The organism is Streptomyces sp. NPDC007863, from assembly GCF_040633895.1.
GTDB lineage: Bacteria > Actinomycetota > Actinomycetes > Streptomycetales > Streptomycetaceae > Streptomyces.
In genome coordinates, this window is the sequence record NZ_JBEYEI010000003.1 from 150163 (window position 1) to 164991 (window position 14829).

Below are 14829 nucleotides of genomic sequence, written 5' to 3' on the forward strand. Positions count from 1 at the left end.
GGGCGGAGGCGACGGTCGTGCGGCGCCTCCGGCCGGGTCGTACGCTGGGCCGCATGGCATGCCGCATCAGTGAGTTGATCCTCGAATGCGTCGACCCCGAACGGCTCGCCGTGTTCTGGAGCGAGGTCCTCGGGTACGTCGAGATCGGCCGGGAGGACGACGGGAGCATCGAGATCGGGCCGCCCGGAGTCGGCTTCGGCGGACCGCAGCCGACGATCGTCCTGAGCCCGAACAGCGCGCCCCGCGCCGAGAAGCTCCGCCTCCACATCGACGTCAACCCCACCGACCGCGACCAGGACGCCGAGCTGGAGCGGCTGCTCGCGCTCGGCGCGAAGCCGGCGGACGTCGGGCAGACGGGCGAGGAGAACTGGCACGTCCTCCAGGACCCGGAGGGCAACGTCTTCTGCCTCCTGCGCCGGCGCATCGACGCGGTCTGAATGCGCTCCGGCCACCGCGTCCGAATGCCGCCAGCGGTGCGCGGGCGGCGGAGCGAGGCTTGACCGCATGAGCCACTACACCCCGCGGGCCGTCGAGCCCGCCGCCCTCGCCGCGCTCCGGTCCGTCGACGACGCCGGGCGCCCCTGCCTCCCGTACACGGCGGAGGAGGGCGGCGAACCGCTGCGCTGCTGCCTGCGCCCCGCCCGCCCCGGCGAGCGCCTCGCCCTCGTCGCGTACGCCCCGCTGCGGCGGTGGGCCGCCGCCACGGGGGCCGCGCCGGGGGCGTACGACGAGGTGGGGCCGGTGTTCGTCCACGCGGAGGAGTGCGGGGGCTACGAGGCGGCGGGGGAGACGTACCCCTTCGCGCGGCCGGGCGCGCTGCGGACGGTGCGCCGGTACGGGGCGGACGGCCGCATCCTCGGCGGGCGGCTCGTCGAACTCCCCGGCCTCGACGAGGCGTTCGACGAGGCCTTCGCGGATCCGGCGGTCGCGCTGGTGCACGTGAGGGCGGTGGAGTACGGCTGCTTCCACTTCGAGGTGCGGCGCGACTAGGGCCTGTCCCCGCTACTGCACGCAGAACTCGTTGCCCTCGGGGTCGGTCATCACGACCCACGAGCCGCCCTGCTCCGCCACCCGCCGCTGCACGGCCGCGCCGAGCGCGACCAGGCGCTCCACCTGGGCGTCGCGGGTGCCGGAGCCGGTGTGCACGTCGAGGTGGAGGCGGTTCTTCACGGTCTTCTCCTCGGGGACCCGCTGGAAGAGGATGCGGCGGCCGAGACCGGCGCCGTTCTCCTCCGACAGCGGGTCGTCCGGGTGCCGTACGGCGGCCAGGTCGTGCCACCCGAGCCGCTCCTCCGGCGTGCCGGGACGCACGGTCAGGGTCGCCTCGGCCGGTACGGCTCCGACGGCGAGCAGCTTCCCCACGAGCGCGCTGTGGTCCTCCTCGACGTAGCCGAGGGCGGCGGCCCAGAAGGCGGCCTGGGCGTGCGGGTCACGGGCGTCGATCACGACTTTCCAGTGCAGCGGTTCCATCCCCCACGTATACCGCGCGCCACCGGCGCTAGGACGCCGTCCGGGCGTCGTAGTGGGCCCGGGCCGTCGCGATCTCGTTCTGATGGCGCTCCGTCCAGGTGACCAGGGCGCGGATCGTCGTGTGCAGCGTGGCGCCGAGCGGCGTGAGCTCGTAGTCGACGCGGGGCGGCACCGTCGGGTGGACCGTGCGCCGGACCAGGCCGTCGCGCTCCAGCTGGCGCAGCGTGACGGTCAGCATGCGCTGGCTGACGCCGTCGATCTCGCGCCGGAGCTGCGAGAAGCGGACGACCCGGTTCTCCAGGAGCGCGATGACGAGCAGCGACCACTTGTCGGCGATCCGGTCCAGGATCTGGCGGACCTCGCAGTCCTCGCGGGTGTCCCACTGGAAGGGGTCCGCCTCGCCGCCGTCGGGGTGGCAGCCGCGCGAGGCGGCGGGGGCCGTGATGGTTACTCCGGAGGTACCGGGTGACTTCGAAGTGCCTTCTTCCATGCCTCCCGATCCTCCCGGAGGATCGAGGTGGTTACAAGAGGGAACCGACCCTCGGAGCGGTAACCACCCCACCCCAACCCCCTTCTCCATGGAGGCAGTTGTGTCGTCACGTGCCTGGGGCCTGCTCCTCGTCCTCAGCGGGGCCGTCTTCCTCGAAGGCATCGACGTCGCGATGCTCGCCGTCGCCGTCCCCACCATCCGCGCCGAACTCGGCCTCACCACCGCCACCGCCGCCTGGGTCATGTCCGCCTACGTCCTCGGCTACGCCGGCTTCACGCTGCTCGGCGGCCGCGCCGCCGACCTCCTCGGCAGACGGCGGATGTTCCTCGGCTGGCTCACCGTCTTCCTGCTCTTCTCCGGCCTCGGCGCCCTCGCCGACGACGGCCCGACGCTCGTCCTCGCCCGCTTCGCCACCGGCGTCGCCGCCGCCTTCATGACCCCGGCGGCCCTCTCCGTCATCACCACCTCCTACCCGGAGGGCCCGCAGCGCGACAAGGCCCTGCTGGTCTTCGCCGGGGTCGCCGGCGGCGGCTTCTCGCTCGGTCTCGTCACCGGCGGCCTGCTCACCCAGCTCGGCTGGCGCTGGGTCTTCATCGCCCCCGTCCTCTTCGCCGCCGTCCTGCTGGCCGCCGCCGTCCGCCTCGTACCGAAGGACGAGCGGTCACCGGCCCCGCGGCGCGGCGGCTTCGACCTCGCCGGGGCGCTCGCCGCCGCCGGGACGATGCTGCTCCTCGCGTACGGCGTCGTCCGCCTGGAGCACGGGCTCGACGGCTGGGCGCTCACCCTCGCCGTGTTCGCCGCCGGGTCCGCCCTCGCCGCCGTCTTCGTCCGCGTCGAACGCCGGGCCGCCGTCCCGCTCGTCCGTCTTGGGCTGCTGCGCACGCCGTCCGTGGTCCGCGCCGACCTCGGGGCGCTGCTCTTCGTCGGCGCCTTCTTCGGCTTCCAGTTCGTCGCCACCCTCTACCTCCAGGAGCTGCGCGGCTGGTCCTCGCTGCACACCGCCCTCGCCCTGCTCGTCATGGGCATCGACGCGGTCCTCGCCCCGACCCTGACCCCGCGCCTGGTGACCCGGTACGGCAACGCCAAGGTGGTCCTCGGCGGCTTCCTCGCCGCCCTCGCCGCCTACGTGCTCTTCCTCCCGGTCGGCCCCGACTGGTCGTACGCCGCGATGTTCCCGACCCTCCTCCTCACCGGCCTCGCCTTCTCCCTCGCGTACGGGCCGCTGACCATCGCCGGCACGGACGGCGTGGCCGAGGACGAGCAGGGGCTCGCGGGCGGGCTGCTGACCACCGCGACCCAGTTCGGTTCGGCGATCGGCATCGCCGCCGTGACGGCCGTGTACGGCCTCACCGGCGGCGGTCTCACCGGTTTCCGCGCGGCGCTCGCCGTGCCGGTGGCGATGGCCGCGGCGGGCGCGCTGGTCGCCGTCGCCGCCCTCCGCGCCCGCCGCCGCGAGCCGGCCGAGCCCGCGCGGGAGGTGCTGGTCTGAGCCCGGACCCGTGCGCGTGCGTGAGCGCGTACGCGCGTACGGGAAAGGCCCCGCCCGGATCATCGGGCGGGGCCTTCGGTGTGCGACGGGGGCGGCCGGTCAGCCGCGGGGCTCGCGCACGGGGGCCGTGGCCGTCGCGGCCTCCTCCGCCAGCCGCTCCGCCGCCGACTCCGCGGCGCGGACGACGGCCGCGCGGCTGCGGCGGGCGGTGCGGAGGGCGTCCCAGGTGAGGAGCGTCAGGGCCAGCCAGACCAGGGAGAAGCCGGCCCAGCGCTCGGGCGGCATGGCCTCGTGGAAGTACGCGACGCCGAGGAGGAACTGGAACGTCGGGGCCAGGTACTGCAGCAGGCCGAGCGTGGAGAGGGGGAGCCGGATGGCCGCCGCGCCGAAGCAGACCAGCGGGACCGCGGTGACGATGCCGGTCGACACGAGGAGCGCCATGTGGCCGGCGCCCTCCGTGCCGAAGGCCAGCTCGGAGCGCGAGCCGAGGAAGACCAGGTAGCCGAGGGCGGGCAGGAAGAGGACGGCGGTCTCGGCCGCCAGGGACTCCAGGCCGCCGATGTTCACCTGCTTCTTCAGCAGGCCGTAGACGGCGAAGGAGAAGGCGAGGACGAGGGAGATCCACGGCGGGCGGCCGTAGCCGATCGCCAGGACGAGGACGGCGGCGAAGCCGATGCCGACGGCCGCCCACTGCGCGGGGCGGAGGCGTTCCTTCAGGACGAGGACGCCGAGCGCGATCGTCACGAGGGGGTTGATGAAGTAGCCGAGCGAGGCCTCGACGACGTGGCCGTTGTTGACCGACCAGATGTACAGGCCCCAGTTCACGGTGATGACGGTCGCGGCGATCGTCAGCAGGCCGAGCTTGCGCGGGTCGGCGAGCAGCTCCTTCATCCAGCCCCAGCGGCGCAGCGTCAGCAGGGCCAGGCCGACGAAGGCGAAGGACCACACCATCCGGTGGGCCAGGATCTCGCCCGGGCTCGCGGGCTTGAGCAGGGGCCAGTAGAGCGGGACCAGGCCCCAGATCGCGTAGGAGGCGACGCCGTACACGAGGCCGGCGCGGTTCTCGCCGCCCGCGCCGGTCTCGCCGCCCGTCCCCGCGGTCCCGGTCACCGCGCTTCTTCCGGTGCTGCCCATGAATGCCTCCCGCCCTGCGCCGCGCTGTCCCGAAGACGGTAGCGCCGCACAGGGCAGGCTGTCATGTGTGTACCGCTATACGGTCATGACCTTGAGCGCCTCGGCGACCGTCGTGCCGATCGGGGTGGTCGGGCGGCCGATCAGCCGCGCCAGGTCGCCGGTCCGGACGGCCAGCGCGCCGCGCCCGATCGCCGCGTCCACGTCCACGAGGATCGCCGCGAAGAAGTCCGGGACCCCGGCGCCGGTCAGGATCTCCAGGTGGGTCTCGGCCGGCACGTTCGTGTACGCGACCGGGCGCCCGCTGTGGGCGGCGATCTCCGCCGCGTACTCGGCGAGCGACCAGGCCTCGTCGCCGCTCAGTTCGTACGCACGGTTCAGGTGCCGCGCGTGCTCCTCGGCCGGCCCGGTCAGCACGGCCGCCGCGGCGGCCGCGTAGTCGGCGCGGGTGGCGGAGGCGACCCGGCCCTCGCCCGCGTTGGCGACGACGGCGCCGTGGGCGAGGACGGGGGCGAGGTTGGTGGTGTAGTTCTCGCTGTACCAGCCGTTGCGCAGGAAGGTGTACGGCAGGCCGGAGGCGAGGATCAGCTCCTCCGTCGCCTTGTGCTCCGCCGCCAGGTCGAAGTCGGCCTCCGGGCCGCCCAGGATCCCGGTGTACGCGAGCTGGGCCACGCCCGCCGCCTTGGCCGCGTCGATCACGGCGGCGTGCTGCGGCACCCGCTGCCCGACCTCGCTGCCGGAGATCAGCAGCACCCGGTCGCCCGCCTCGAAGGCCCCGGCCAGCGTCTCCGGCCGGCCGTAGTCCGCGATCCGCAGCTCGACGCCGCGGTCCGCGAGGTCGGCGGCCTTCTCCTTGTTCCGTACGACGGCGGCGACGGACCCGGCGGGGACGGCCGGGTCGGCGAGGAGGGCGTCGACGACGAGACGGCCGAGTTGTCCGGTGGCTCCGGTGACGACGATGCGCATGGGGGATTCCTTCGGAGGGGGAGTGGGGGAGTGGGGGACGGGGGCGGAGGGACGAACACACTCACCGTACGTCGGGCACTAACCAATCGAAAGTACCCACTTTGAAGTAAGGTACTGGCATGAAGGTGAGTACCGAGGTCCAGGCGAGGCCCCTGCTGGCGGACGTCGACGGCAGCATGTGCCCGTCCCGGCTCGTCCTGGAGCACGTCACCAGCCGCTGGGGCGTCCTCGTCCTGATCGCGCTCCTGGAGCGCTCGTACCGCTTCAGCGAACTGCGGCGCAGGATCGGCGGCGTCAGCGAGAAGATGCTCACGCAGACGCTCCAGACCCTGGAGCGGGACGGCTTCGTCCACCGCGACGCCAAGCCCGTCATCCCGCCCCGTGTCGACTACACCCTCACCCCCCTCGGCGAGGACGCCGCCCAGCGGATCAAGGCCCTCGCCCTCTGGACCGAGTCCCTGGTCCCGGACGTCGAGGCGGCCCGCGCCCGCTACGACGAGAGCCGCGGCCAATGACCTTGTAACGCCCCGGACTTGGCCCCTCCGCGCATACGATCGTGCCCCCTGGGGGAATCGTGTGAGCGGGGAGTGGGGGAATCGTGTCCTACGCATGGCTGTCGCGTTCCTGCTGTGCCGTCCTGGCGGGCGGAATGCTGCTGGCGGGATGCTCGGACGGCGGCGGGGGAGACCCCCCGTCCCGTACGGCCCCGGGCCCGTCCGCGAGCGCGAAGCCGGAGACGTCCCCGGCGTCCCCGGACCCCGGCGCCAAGCCGACAGCGCTGGACTTCGTCCCCGACCCGGCCCGTGCCCCGAAGACCCCGGCCGACGCGGCCCGCCTCGCGACCACGATCCTGTCCGGCGGGCCCGGCTCCTGGGGGCCCGGCTACGTCGCCCGGACCCCGTACCTCAGCCCTCAGGGCTACTGGCCGGTCCTCGCCGAGGGCTGCGACTGGGAGAACGGCGCCCCGCCGTCCACCGTCCTCCACAGCGTCACCGCCTACATGGAGCTCCCCGCCTCCGGCGGCAAGGGCACCGTGCGCGTCACCTCCACCGTCACCGTCCACCGCACCGAGGACGCCGCCGACTGGGAGATGGCCGAGACGCTGGAGGAGGCCCTGCGCTGCCCCGACCAGCTCCTGCGCGCCGGCGAGCGCGTCTCCGGCCTCATGTCGCTCGGCAACGCCTACGGCGTCGGCGGCAACACCACCGCCTCCGACACCGTCAACGAGCGCGGGAAGTACCTCAAGGACGGCGTCCCCGGCGAGCACTACTACGGCTGGTCCCAGTCCCGGCTCGGCCAGGTGACCGTCGCCGTCTCCGCCAAGGGGGCCGCCGGCCACGAGGAACAGGAACTGGCCACCGCGATGGCCCACGCCTCGGTCGCCATGCTCATCCGCGCCGAGACCGCCCTGGAGGCAACCCAGTGACCGCCCCGGACGACACCCCCCGCGAGGACGACACCCCGCGCACCCCCGCCCCACCCCGGGACGAGTCCCCAGCCGCTCCGGACGGCCCCCGCGATGGGGCCCCGGCGGCCGCCCCCGCCGTTCCGGTGCCCGACTCCCGGCCCGGGGACCTCGCCCCTCTCCTGCCGGCCGACCCCTCCGGGATCGCGGGGTACCGCCTGCTCGGGCGGCTCGGTGCCGGCGGCATGGGCGTCGTGTACCTGGGCCGTACGGACGCGGGCGAGCTGGCCGCCGTGAAGGTGACGCTCGCCGACCGGGCCGAACGGGCCGACTTCCGGGCTCGGTTCCGGCGGGAGGTCGAGGCGGCGCGGCGGGTGGTGTCGCCGTGGGCCGTCGCGGTGCTCGGGGCCGACGCCGAGGCGCCGGAGCCGTGGCTCGCCACCGCCTTCGTGCCCGGACCCTCCCTCGGCGAGGCGATCGTCGCCCACGGACCCCTGCCCGGGCGGAGCCTGCGCGTCCTCGGCGGCGCCGTCGCCCGCGCGCTCGCGGCCGTCCACGCCGCCGGGCTCGTCCACCGGGACGTGAAGCCCGCCAACGTCCTGCTCGCCGTCGACGGCCCCCGGCTCATCGACTTCGGCATCGCCCGCGCCGCCGACCCCGCGGGGGAGACCGCGCTCACCGGCACCGACATGGTCGTCGGCACCCCCGGCTTCCTCGCGCCCGAGCAGGCGGAGGCCCGCACCGAAGACGTCGGACCCGCCTCCGACGTCTTCGCCTTCGGCTGCCTGCTCGCCTACGCCGCCACCGGCCGCCCGCCCTTCGGCACCGGCGCCGTCGACGCCCTCATGTACCGGACCGTGCACGACGAGCCCGACCTCGCCGGCGTACCGGTCGGGCTGCTCCCCCTCCTGCGGGACTGCCTCGCCAAGGACCCGGCCGCCCGGCCCACCGCCGAGCAGCTCGCCGCACGGCTCGTCGTGGACACCCCCGGCACCGCCGCCGACTGGCTGCCGGACCCCGTCGTCCGCACCATCGCCGAGCGCTCCGCCCGCATGCTCGCCCTCCCCGACATCGACGCGACCGCCGCCGGCGCCCCCGGCGCCCCCGCACCGCGCCCCGCCACGGGCCGCCGCCGCTTCCTGCTGCTCGCCTCGGCCGCGGGCGTCGCCGCCGCCGGAGGCGCCGCGTGGTGGGCCCTCCGGGGCCGCGACGACCGCCCGGACGCGAAGGGCACGCCCCCGCCGAAGGCCCGCCGGTGGACCATCGGCGTGCAGGCCGATCTCAGCGGACCCGGCAAGGAGGTCGGCCAGGCCCAGGAACGCGGCGTCCGCCTCGCCGTCGAAGCCTTCAACTCCCGTGCGGACAAGCCCTTCACGCTCGACGTGAAGGTCTCCGACGACCGCGGCGACCGGACCCGCGCCCTCGCCGCCGCCCGCGCCCTCACCGCCGACCCGGACGTCCTCGGCATCATCGGCCCCAGCCACGACTACACCGGCCAGGAGGCGCTGCCCGCCTACGACGAGGCCCTGCTCCCGGTCGTCACCGTCTCCGCCGGGCTCAACCTGCTCGTCAACCCCGTCCAGAACCAGGGCCGCAGCATCGTCCGGGCCTGCCCCATCCACGCCTTCAACGGGATGCACATCGCCTACCACGCGCAGTCCGTCCACCGCCCGGCCCGGCCCGGACTCCTCCAGGAACGCACCGACGACCCGTACTCCTGGCAGTTCGTCGTCGGCGCCGGCTTCGGCTTCAAGCAGGGCGGGATCCAGCCGCACCCCCGGGTGATCCCCGGCGGCGCCAAGGGGCTGGAGCGGGTGATCGGCGAGATGGTGGACGCCGGCATCGACGCGTACGTCCACGCCGGGCTCCTGCCCGCCGCCATCCGCGCCGCGAAGGCCCTCGACGCGCTCGGCTTCACCGGCCCCCGCTTCGCCGGACAGCACGTCTTCGGCGACCGCTTCCTGCGCGACGCGGGCCGCTCCGCCGAGGGCTGGACCCTGGGCGCGCCCGTCGCCGACCCGACCGCCCGCAAGGAGGCCGCCGCCTTCCTCGCCGCCCATCGCGCCCGCTACGGCGCCGCCCCCGTCTGGTACGCGGGCGAGGCGTACGACGTCACGCTCCTCCTCGCCCAGCAGGTCGAGAAGGCGTACGAGAAGGCAGGCAAGCGCCCCGACCGCACCACCCTCGCGCCCCTCCTGCGCAAGGCCGTCCACCAGGGCGTCATGGGCGGCTACTCCTTCGAGGAGGACGGCAACCTCAAGGGCGTCGGCACCTTCCTCCACCGGGTCGAGGGCGGGCGGTACCGGTCCCTCGGCGCCGCGCCCGCCACCCCGGTCCGGAAGGCGGGCGGCTGACCCGTGCGCCCGCTCCACCGGTCCGACCCCTCCGCCGTCGCCGGCCACCGGCTGCTCGGCCGGCTCGGCGCCGGCGGCATGGGCGTCGTCTACCTGGCGCGCACCCCCGGCGGCGCGCTCGCCGCCGTCAAGGTGATCCGCGCCGAACACGCCGCCGATCCCGCCTTCCGCGAGCGCTTCCGCCGCGAGGCCCGCACCGCCGAGCGGATCACCGGCCGCTGGGTCGTCCGCGTCCTGGGCGCGGACCCGGAGGCCCGCGAACCCTGGCTCGCCACCGAGTACGTCCCCGGCCCCTCGCTCGCCGAGGCCGTCGCCCTGCACGGGCCCCTGCCCGAACCGGCCGTCCGGGCCTTCGGCGCCCGGCTCGCCGACGCCCTCGCCGACCTCCACACGGCCGGTCTCGTCCACCGGGACGTGAAGCCCGCCAACGTCCTCCTCGCCCTCGACGGCCCCCGGCTCATCGACTTCGGCATCGCCCGCACCGCCGGGGCCACCGCCCTCACCGCCACCGACGCCATGATCGGCACCCCCGGCTTCCTCGCCCCCGAACAGGCCAGGGCCACCGGAGCGGGCGAAGTCGGCCCGCCCGCCGACGTGTTCGCGCTCGGCTGCGTCCTCGCCTACGTCCTCACCGGCGAACGCCCCTTCGGCACCGGCACGGTGGCGGCGGTCGTCTACCGGACCGTCCACCAGGAACCCGAACTCGACGCCGTACCCGCCTCCTTGCGGCCCCTGGTGGCGGCCTGCCTCGCCAAGGACCCGGCCGCCCGGCCCACCGCCGAGGCCGTCCGGGACGCGCTCGGCGGCACCGGGGGACCGACCGGCGCCCTGCTCCCGGCCGGGCTGCCCGCCCTCATCGCCGAACGCTCCGCCCGCGTCCTCGACCTGCCCGTCCCGGAACCGACGGCGCTGGTGCCCGCGGAACCCCCGCGCGGCCCGTCCCGGCGGCGGCTGGTCATCGGCGGCGCCGCCGCGCTCGTCGCCGGGGCCGGCGGTCTGACCGCCTGGCTCGCCACCCGCCCCACCGGCACCGGGACCCCCACCGGCAACGGCGCCCGCACCCTCGCCACGTACACGATCGGCGTCCAGACCGACCTCAGCGGTCCCCGCAAGGCCGACGGGCGTGCCCAGGAACGGGGCGCACGGCTCGCCGTCGAGCGGTTCAACGCCCGTCCCGACCGCCCCTTCGACCTCGCCGTGCGGGTCCGCGACGACGCCGGCGACCCGCGCCGGGCCGTCGCGGCCGCCGAGGCGTTCGGCGCCGACCGGTCCGTCGTCGCGCTCCTCGGCCCCACGACGGCGGAGGCGATCATCGCCGCGGTGCCGGTCCACCAGCGCACCGGCCTGGTCTGCGCCGCCGTCGCCACCGGCGTCGACCAGGGCCGGCTCTCCTCGCTGCTCCTGACCGGCGTCTACTTCGAGATGCGGCCGATCGGCACCACGCTCCAGATCGCCTTCTCGACCGCCGCCCTCGTCCGCGGCATCCAGCGGTACGTGATCGTCGAGGACCTTGAGGCGGGCGCCCCCGCCTGGTACCTCGCCAACGACGCCGAGACCACCCTCCGACAGGAGGACATCACCGTGTCCCGCGTCCAGGCCGCCGCGGACAGCGAGGACTTCGCCCCCGTCGTCCGGGCCCTCGGCGCCACCGACGACGCCGCCGTCCTCTACGCCGGGATCTCCCCGCGCCGCGCCGGGCTCTGCGCCCGGGCGCTCGTCCGGGCGGGATTCCGCGGGCTGTGCGGCGGCATCGAGACCCTCCTGGAGCCGGAGTTCCTCGCCACCGCCGGATCCGCGGCCGAGGGCTGGTACATCGGCGCCAGCTACGTCGACCCCGAGGTGCTCCCGGGCGCCCGGGCCTTCGCCGCCGCCTACCGCGAGCGCTGGCGGATCCCCGCCGCCACGCCCGTCGAGCGGTACGCGGCCGAGGCGTACGACACCGTCCACGTCTACGCCCAGGCCGTCGAGGCGCTGCTGAAGGACCGGCTGGAGGTGCGGCGCGAAGGCATCGCCCGCCGGGTCGCCGAGGGCACGTACACCGGGGTGACGAAGCGGTACGCCTTCGACTCGGTGCGCAACTACCGCTTCCTCGACGAGGTGTTCGCGTACCGGATCGAGAAGGGCGCCCCGCGCTGCCTCGGCCGCTTCCAGGAGGCGAACGAGAAGGAGCGGGAACGCCTCAAGGCCTCCCCGACGGGCTGAGGGGCGCGGCCGGTGACCCGGCCGCGCCCCTCAAAAGCTCCGGACGGGCCGTCAGCCGACGACGGTCCAGGTGTCGTTGCCCGCGAGGAGCCGGCCGAGGTCGCCCTCGCCCTGCTGTTCCACGGCCTTGTCCAGCTGCTCGGCCATGAGGGTGTCGTAGACCGGGCGCTCCACCGAGCGGAAGACGCCGATGGGCGTCTGGTGGAGGGTGTCGGGGTCGGCGAGGCGGGAGAGGGCGAAGGCGGTCGTCGGGGACGCGGCGTGGGCGTCGTGGACGAGGATCCGGGACTCGTTCTCCGCGGTGACCGTGACGACCTCCAGGTCGCCGGTGGCGGGGTCGCGGACGACGCCCTTGTCGAGCTCGGCGCCGAAGCGGATCGGCTGCCCGTGCTCCAGGCGGATGACGGCCTCCTTGGCCTGGTCCTTGTCCTTGAGGACCTCGAAGGCGCCGTCGTTGAAGATGTTGCAGTTCTGGTAGATCTCCACCAGCGCCGTGCCGTCGTGGTCGGCGGCCTGGCGCAGCACCTCGGTGAGGTGCTTGCGGTCGGAGTCCACGGTCCGGGCCACGAAGGACGCCTCCGCGCCGAGGGCCAGCGACACCGGGTTGAAGGGGGCGTCGAGGGAGCCCATCGGGGTCGACTTGGTGATCTTGCCGACCTCGGAGGTCGGGGAGTACTGGCCCTTGGTGAGGCCGTAGATCCGGTTGTTGAAGAGCAGGATCTTCAGGTTCACGTTGCGCCGCAGGGCGTGGATGAGGTGGTTGCCGCCGATGGAGAGCGCGTCGCCGTCGCCGGTCACCACCCACACCGACAGGTCGCGGCGGGAGGTCGCCAGGCCGGTGGCGATGGCCGGGGCGCGGCCGTGGATGGAGTGCATCCCGTAGGTGTTCATGTAGTACGGGAAGCGCGAGGAGCAGCCGATGCCGGAGACGAAGACGATGTTCTCCTTCGCCAGGCCGAGTTCGGGCATGAAGCCCTGGACGGCGGCGAGCACGGCGTAGTCGCCGCAGCCGGGGCACCAGCGGACCTCCTGGTCCGACTTGAAGTCCTTCATGGACTGGGCGGCCTCGGCCTTGGGCACCAGACGCAGCAGGTTCTCAGGCATCGATGGCCTCCTTGAGGGCGGCGGCGAGCTGCTCGGCCTTGAACGGCATGCCGTTGACCTGGTTGTGGCTGCGGGCGTCGACGAGGTACCTGGCGCGGATCAGGGTGGCGAGCTGGCCGAGGTTCATCTCGGGGACGACGACCTTGTCGTACCGCTTCAGGACCTCGCCGAGGTTCTTCGGGAAGGGGTTGAGGTGGCGCAGGTGGGCCTGCGCGATGTGGCCGCCCTCGCGGCGGATGCGGCGCACGGCGGCGGTGATCGGGCCGTACGTCGAGCCCCAGCCGAGGACCAGGGTCCGGGCGCCGTCCGGGTCGTCGGCCTCGATGTCGGGGACGTCGATGCCGTCGATCTTGGCCTGCCGGGTGCGGACCATGAGGTCGTGGTTGGCGGGGTCGTACGAGATGTTGCCGGTGCCGTCCTGCTTCTCGATGCCGCCGATGCGGTGTTCGAGGCCGGGGGTGCCGGGGACGGCCCAGGGGCGGGCCAGGGTCTCCGGGTCGCGCTTGTACGGCCAGAAGACCTCGGTGCCGTCGGCCTGGGTGTGGTTCGGGCCGGTGGCGAAGGCGGTGCGCAGGTCGGGCAGGGCGTCGACGTCGGGGATCCGCCAGGGCTCGGAGCCGTTGGCGAGGTAGCCGTCGGAGAGCAGGAAGACGGGGGTGCGGTAGGTGAGGGCGATCCGGGCCGCCTCCAGGGCCGCGTCGAAGCAGTCGGCCGGCGTCTTCGGGGCGACGATCGGCACCGGGGCCTCGCCGTTGCGCCCGTACATGGCCTGGAGCAGGTCGGCCTGCTCGGTCTTGGTGGGCAGGCCGGTGGACGGGCCGCCGCGCTGGATGTCGACGACGAGGAGCGGCAGCTCCAGGGAGACCGCGAGGCCGATCGTCTCGGACTTCAGGGCCACACCGGGACCGGAGGTGGTCGTCACCGCGAGCGAGCCGCCGAAGGCGGCGCCGAGCGCGGCGCCGATGCCGGCGATCTCGTCCTCCGCCTGGAAGGTCCGCACGCCGAAGTTCTTGTGCCTGCTGAGCTCGTGCAGGATGTCCGAGGCCGGGGTGATGGGGTACGAGCCCAGGTAGAGCGGCAGCTCCGCCTGCCGGCTCGCGGCGATCAGGCCGTAGGACAGGGCGAGGTTCCCGGAGATGTTCCGGTACGTGCCCGTGGGGAACGCGCGGGTGGCGGGGGCGACCTCGTAGGAGACGGCGAAGTCCTCGGTCGTCTCGCCGAAGTTCCAGCCGGCCCGGAACGCGGCCACGTTGGCCTCGGCGATCTGCGGCTTCTTCGCGAACTTCTGCCGCAGGAACGCCTCGGTGCCCTCGGTGGGCCGGTGGTACATCCAGGAGAGCAGCCCGAGCGCGAACATGTTCTTCGACCGCTCGGCCTCCTTCCGGGAGAGCCCGAACTCCTTCAGCGCCTCGATGGTCAGCGTCGTCAGCGGCACCGGATGGACCCGGTAGCCGTCCAGCGAGCCGTCCTCCAGGGGGTTCTCCGCGTACCCGACCTTGGCCATGGCCCGCTTCGCGAACTCGTCCGTGTTGACGATGATCTCGCCGCCGCGCGGCACGTCGGCGATGTTCGCCTTGAGCGCGGCGGGGTTCATCGCGACCAGCACGTTCGGCGCGTCGCCGGGGGTCAGGATGTCGTGGTCGGCGAAGTGCAGCTGGAAGGAGGAGACGCCGGGCAGGGTGCCGGCGGGCGCCCGGATCTCGGCCGGGAAGTTCGGCAGCGTGGACAGGTCGTTCCCGAAGGACGCCGTCTCGGAGGTGAACCGGTCACCCGTGAGCTGCATGCCGTCACCGGAGTCACCCGCGAAACGGATGATCACCCGGTCGAGCCGACGGACTTCCTTCTCGGCGCCGTCATGGCCCTCCACCGGGGCGCTGCGCTGCTCCCCGAGCAGGGCCTCACCGGCCTCGCTACTGACCTGGCTGGTCACTTACTGGACCTCCCTAGCGGCAAGCGGGACTCTGCGGCCCACCCTACGACGGTGAGGTGGGCCTTCCCGGGACTTCTCACATGGTGGGCCTCTGTCTCAGATGCCCTTTTGCCTTACATTGTCCTGTTCTGCGCCTACCCGGATTGCTCCGGAACGCGGCATTCCGTCTCGTTCTTCCGCCCTAGGCCCGCCCCAGGCCCGCACGAGCCCCCTTCCAGATCCGGACAGGTGTCCGAAGGGGGCGTATCTGACAGGGTGTCAGAAGATCAAGGCCTTCGGGCGCCGAAC

Annotated in this window: 13 protein-coding genes; 7 read left to right on the forward strand and 6 right to left on the reverse strand. The window is 74.0% G+C overall.

Going from position 1 to position 14829, the window contains the following annotated elements:
• Window positions 1-53: 53 nt before the first annotated feature.
• Together ABZ621_RS05745 and ABZ621_RS05750 are read left to right on the forward strand one after the other, a co-directional pair.
• Window positions 54-437, forward strand: coding sequence for a VOC family protein (locus tag ABZ621_RS05745; protein ID WP_360601089.1), 384 nt, complete (start codon window positions 54-56; stop codon window positions 435-437).
• A 67-nt stretch (window positions 438-504) separates the two neighbouring features.
• Window positions 505-990 carry a DUF1203 domain-containing protein gene (locus ABZ621_RS05750; RefSeq protein ID WP_360601091.1) on the forward strand — a complete coding sequence of 162 codons (486 nt, stop codon included), beginning with the start codon at window positions 505-507 and terminating at the stop codon, window positions 988-990.
• Between the two features lie 12 nt (window positions 991-1002).
• Here the strand turns inward: ABZ621_RS05750 and ABZ621_RS05755 are convergent, their stop codons facing one another.
• Both ABZ621_RS05755 and ABZ621_RS05760 read right to left on the reverse strand, forming a co-directional pair.
• Window positions 1003-1470, reverse strand: coding sequence for a VOC family protein (locus ABZ621_RS05755; protein WP_360601092.1), 468 nt, complete (start codon window positions 1468-1470; stop codon window positions 1003-1005).
• Window positions 1471-1498: 28 nt separating this feature from the next.
• Window positions 1499-1960: a helix-turn-helix domain-containing protein gene (locus ABZ621_RS05760; protein ID WP_360601094.1), complete on the reverse strand. Its 462-nt coding sequence runs from the start codon at window positions 1958-1960 to the stop codon at window positions 1499-1501.
• Between the two features lie 100 nt (window positions 1961-2060).
• Here ABZ621_RS05760 and ABZ621_RS05765 point away from each other — a divergent pair, with 100 nt between their 5' ends.
• On the forward strand, window positions 2061-3449 hold the full coding sequence (locus ABZ621_RS05765; protein WP_360601096.1) for an MFS transporter: 1389 nt from the start codon (window positions 2061-2063) through the stop codon (window positions 3447-3449).
• Between the two features lie 99 nt (window positions 3450-3548).
• Here ABZ621_RS05765 and rarD read toward each other — a convergent pair whose 3' ends face one another.
• The gene (gene rarD / locus ABZ621_RS05770) at window positions 3549-4583 is read right to left on the reverse strand and encodes an EamA family transporter RarD (protein WP_360601098.1); all 1035 of its coding nucleotides are present in this window, start codon (window positions 4581-4583) and stop codon (window positions 3549-3551) included.
• A 75-nt stretch (window positions 4584-4658) separates the two neighbouring features.
• Window positions 4659-5546, reverse strand: a complete 888-nt coding sequence (locus tag ABZ621_RS05775) for an SDR family oxidoreductase (protein WP_360601100.1) — start codon at window positions 5544-5546, stop codon at window positions 4659-4661.
• Between the two features lie 119 nt (window positions 5547-5665).
• Here ABZ621_RS05775 and ABZ621_RS05780 point away from each other — a divergent pair, with 119 nt between their 5' ends.
• From ABZ621_RS05780 to ABZ621_RS05795, 4 genes are all read left to right on the forward strand, one after another.
• Window positions 5666-6061: a helix-turn-helix domain-containing protein gene (locus ABZ621_RS05780; RefSeq protein WP_360601102.1), complete on the forward strand. Its 396-nt coding sequence runs from the start codon at window positions 5666-5668 to the stop codon at window positions 6059-6061.
• An 83-nt stretch (window positions 6062-6144) separates the two neighbouring features.
• Window positions 6145-6972: a hypothetical protein gene (locus ABZ621_RS05785; RefSeq protein WP_360601104.1), complete on the forward strand. Its 828-nt coding sequence runs from the start codon at window positions 6145-6147 to the stop codon at window positions 6970-6972.
• A gap of 125 nt (window positions 6973-7097) precedes the next feature.
• Complete coding sequence (locus ABZ621_RS05790; RefSeq protein WP_360601587.1) at window positions 7098-9305, forward strand: bifunctional serine/threonine-protein kinase/ABC transporter substrate-binding protein; 2208 nt, start codon at window positions 7098-7100, stop codon at window positions 9303-9305.
• Between the two features lie 3 nt (window positions 9306-9308).
• Entirely contained in the window at window positions 9309-11507 is a 2199-nt protein-coding gene (locus tag ABZ621_RS05795; protein ID WP_360601107.1) for a bifunctional serine/threonine-protein kinase/ABC transporter substrate-binding protein, read from the forward strand.
• A 51-nt stretch (window positions 11508-11558) separates the two neighbouring features.
• Here the strand turns inward: ABZ621_RS05795 and ABZ621_RS05800 are convergent, their stop codons facing one another.
• Window positions 11559-12611: a 2-oxoacid:ferredoxin oxidoreductase subunit beta gene (locus ABZ621_RS05800; protein ID WP_360601109.1), complete on the reverse strand. Its 1053-nt coding sequence runs from the start codon at window positions 12609-12611 to the stop codon at window positions 11559-11561.
• Window positions 12604-14541, reverse strand: coding sequence for a 2-oxoacid:acceptor oxidoreductase subunit alpha (locus tag ABZ621_RS05805; protein WP_360601111.1), 1938 nt, complete (start codon window positions 14539-14541; stop codon window positions 12604-12606). Before ABZ621_RS05805 ends, ABZ621_RS05800 begins: the two co-directional genes overlap by 8 nt.
• Window positions 14542-14829: the final 288 nt, after the last annotated feature.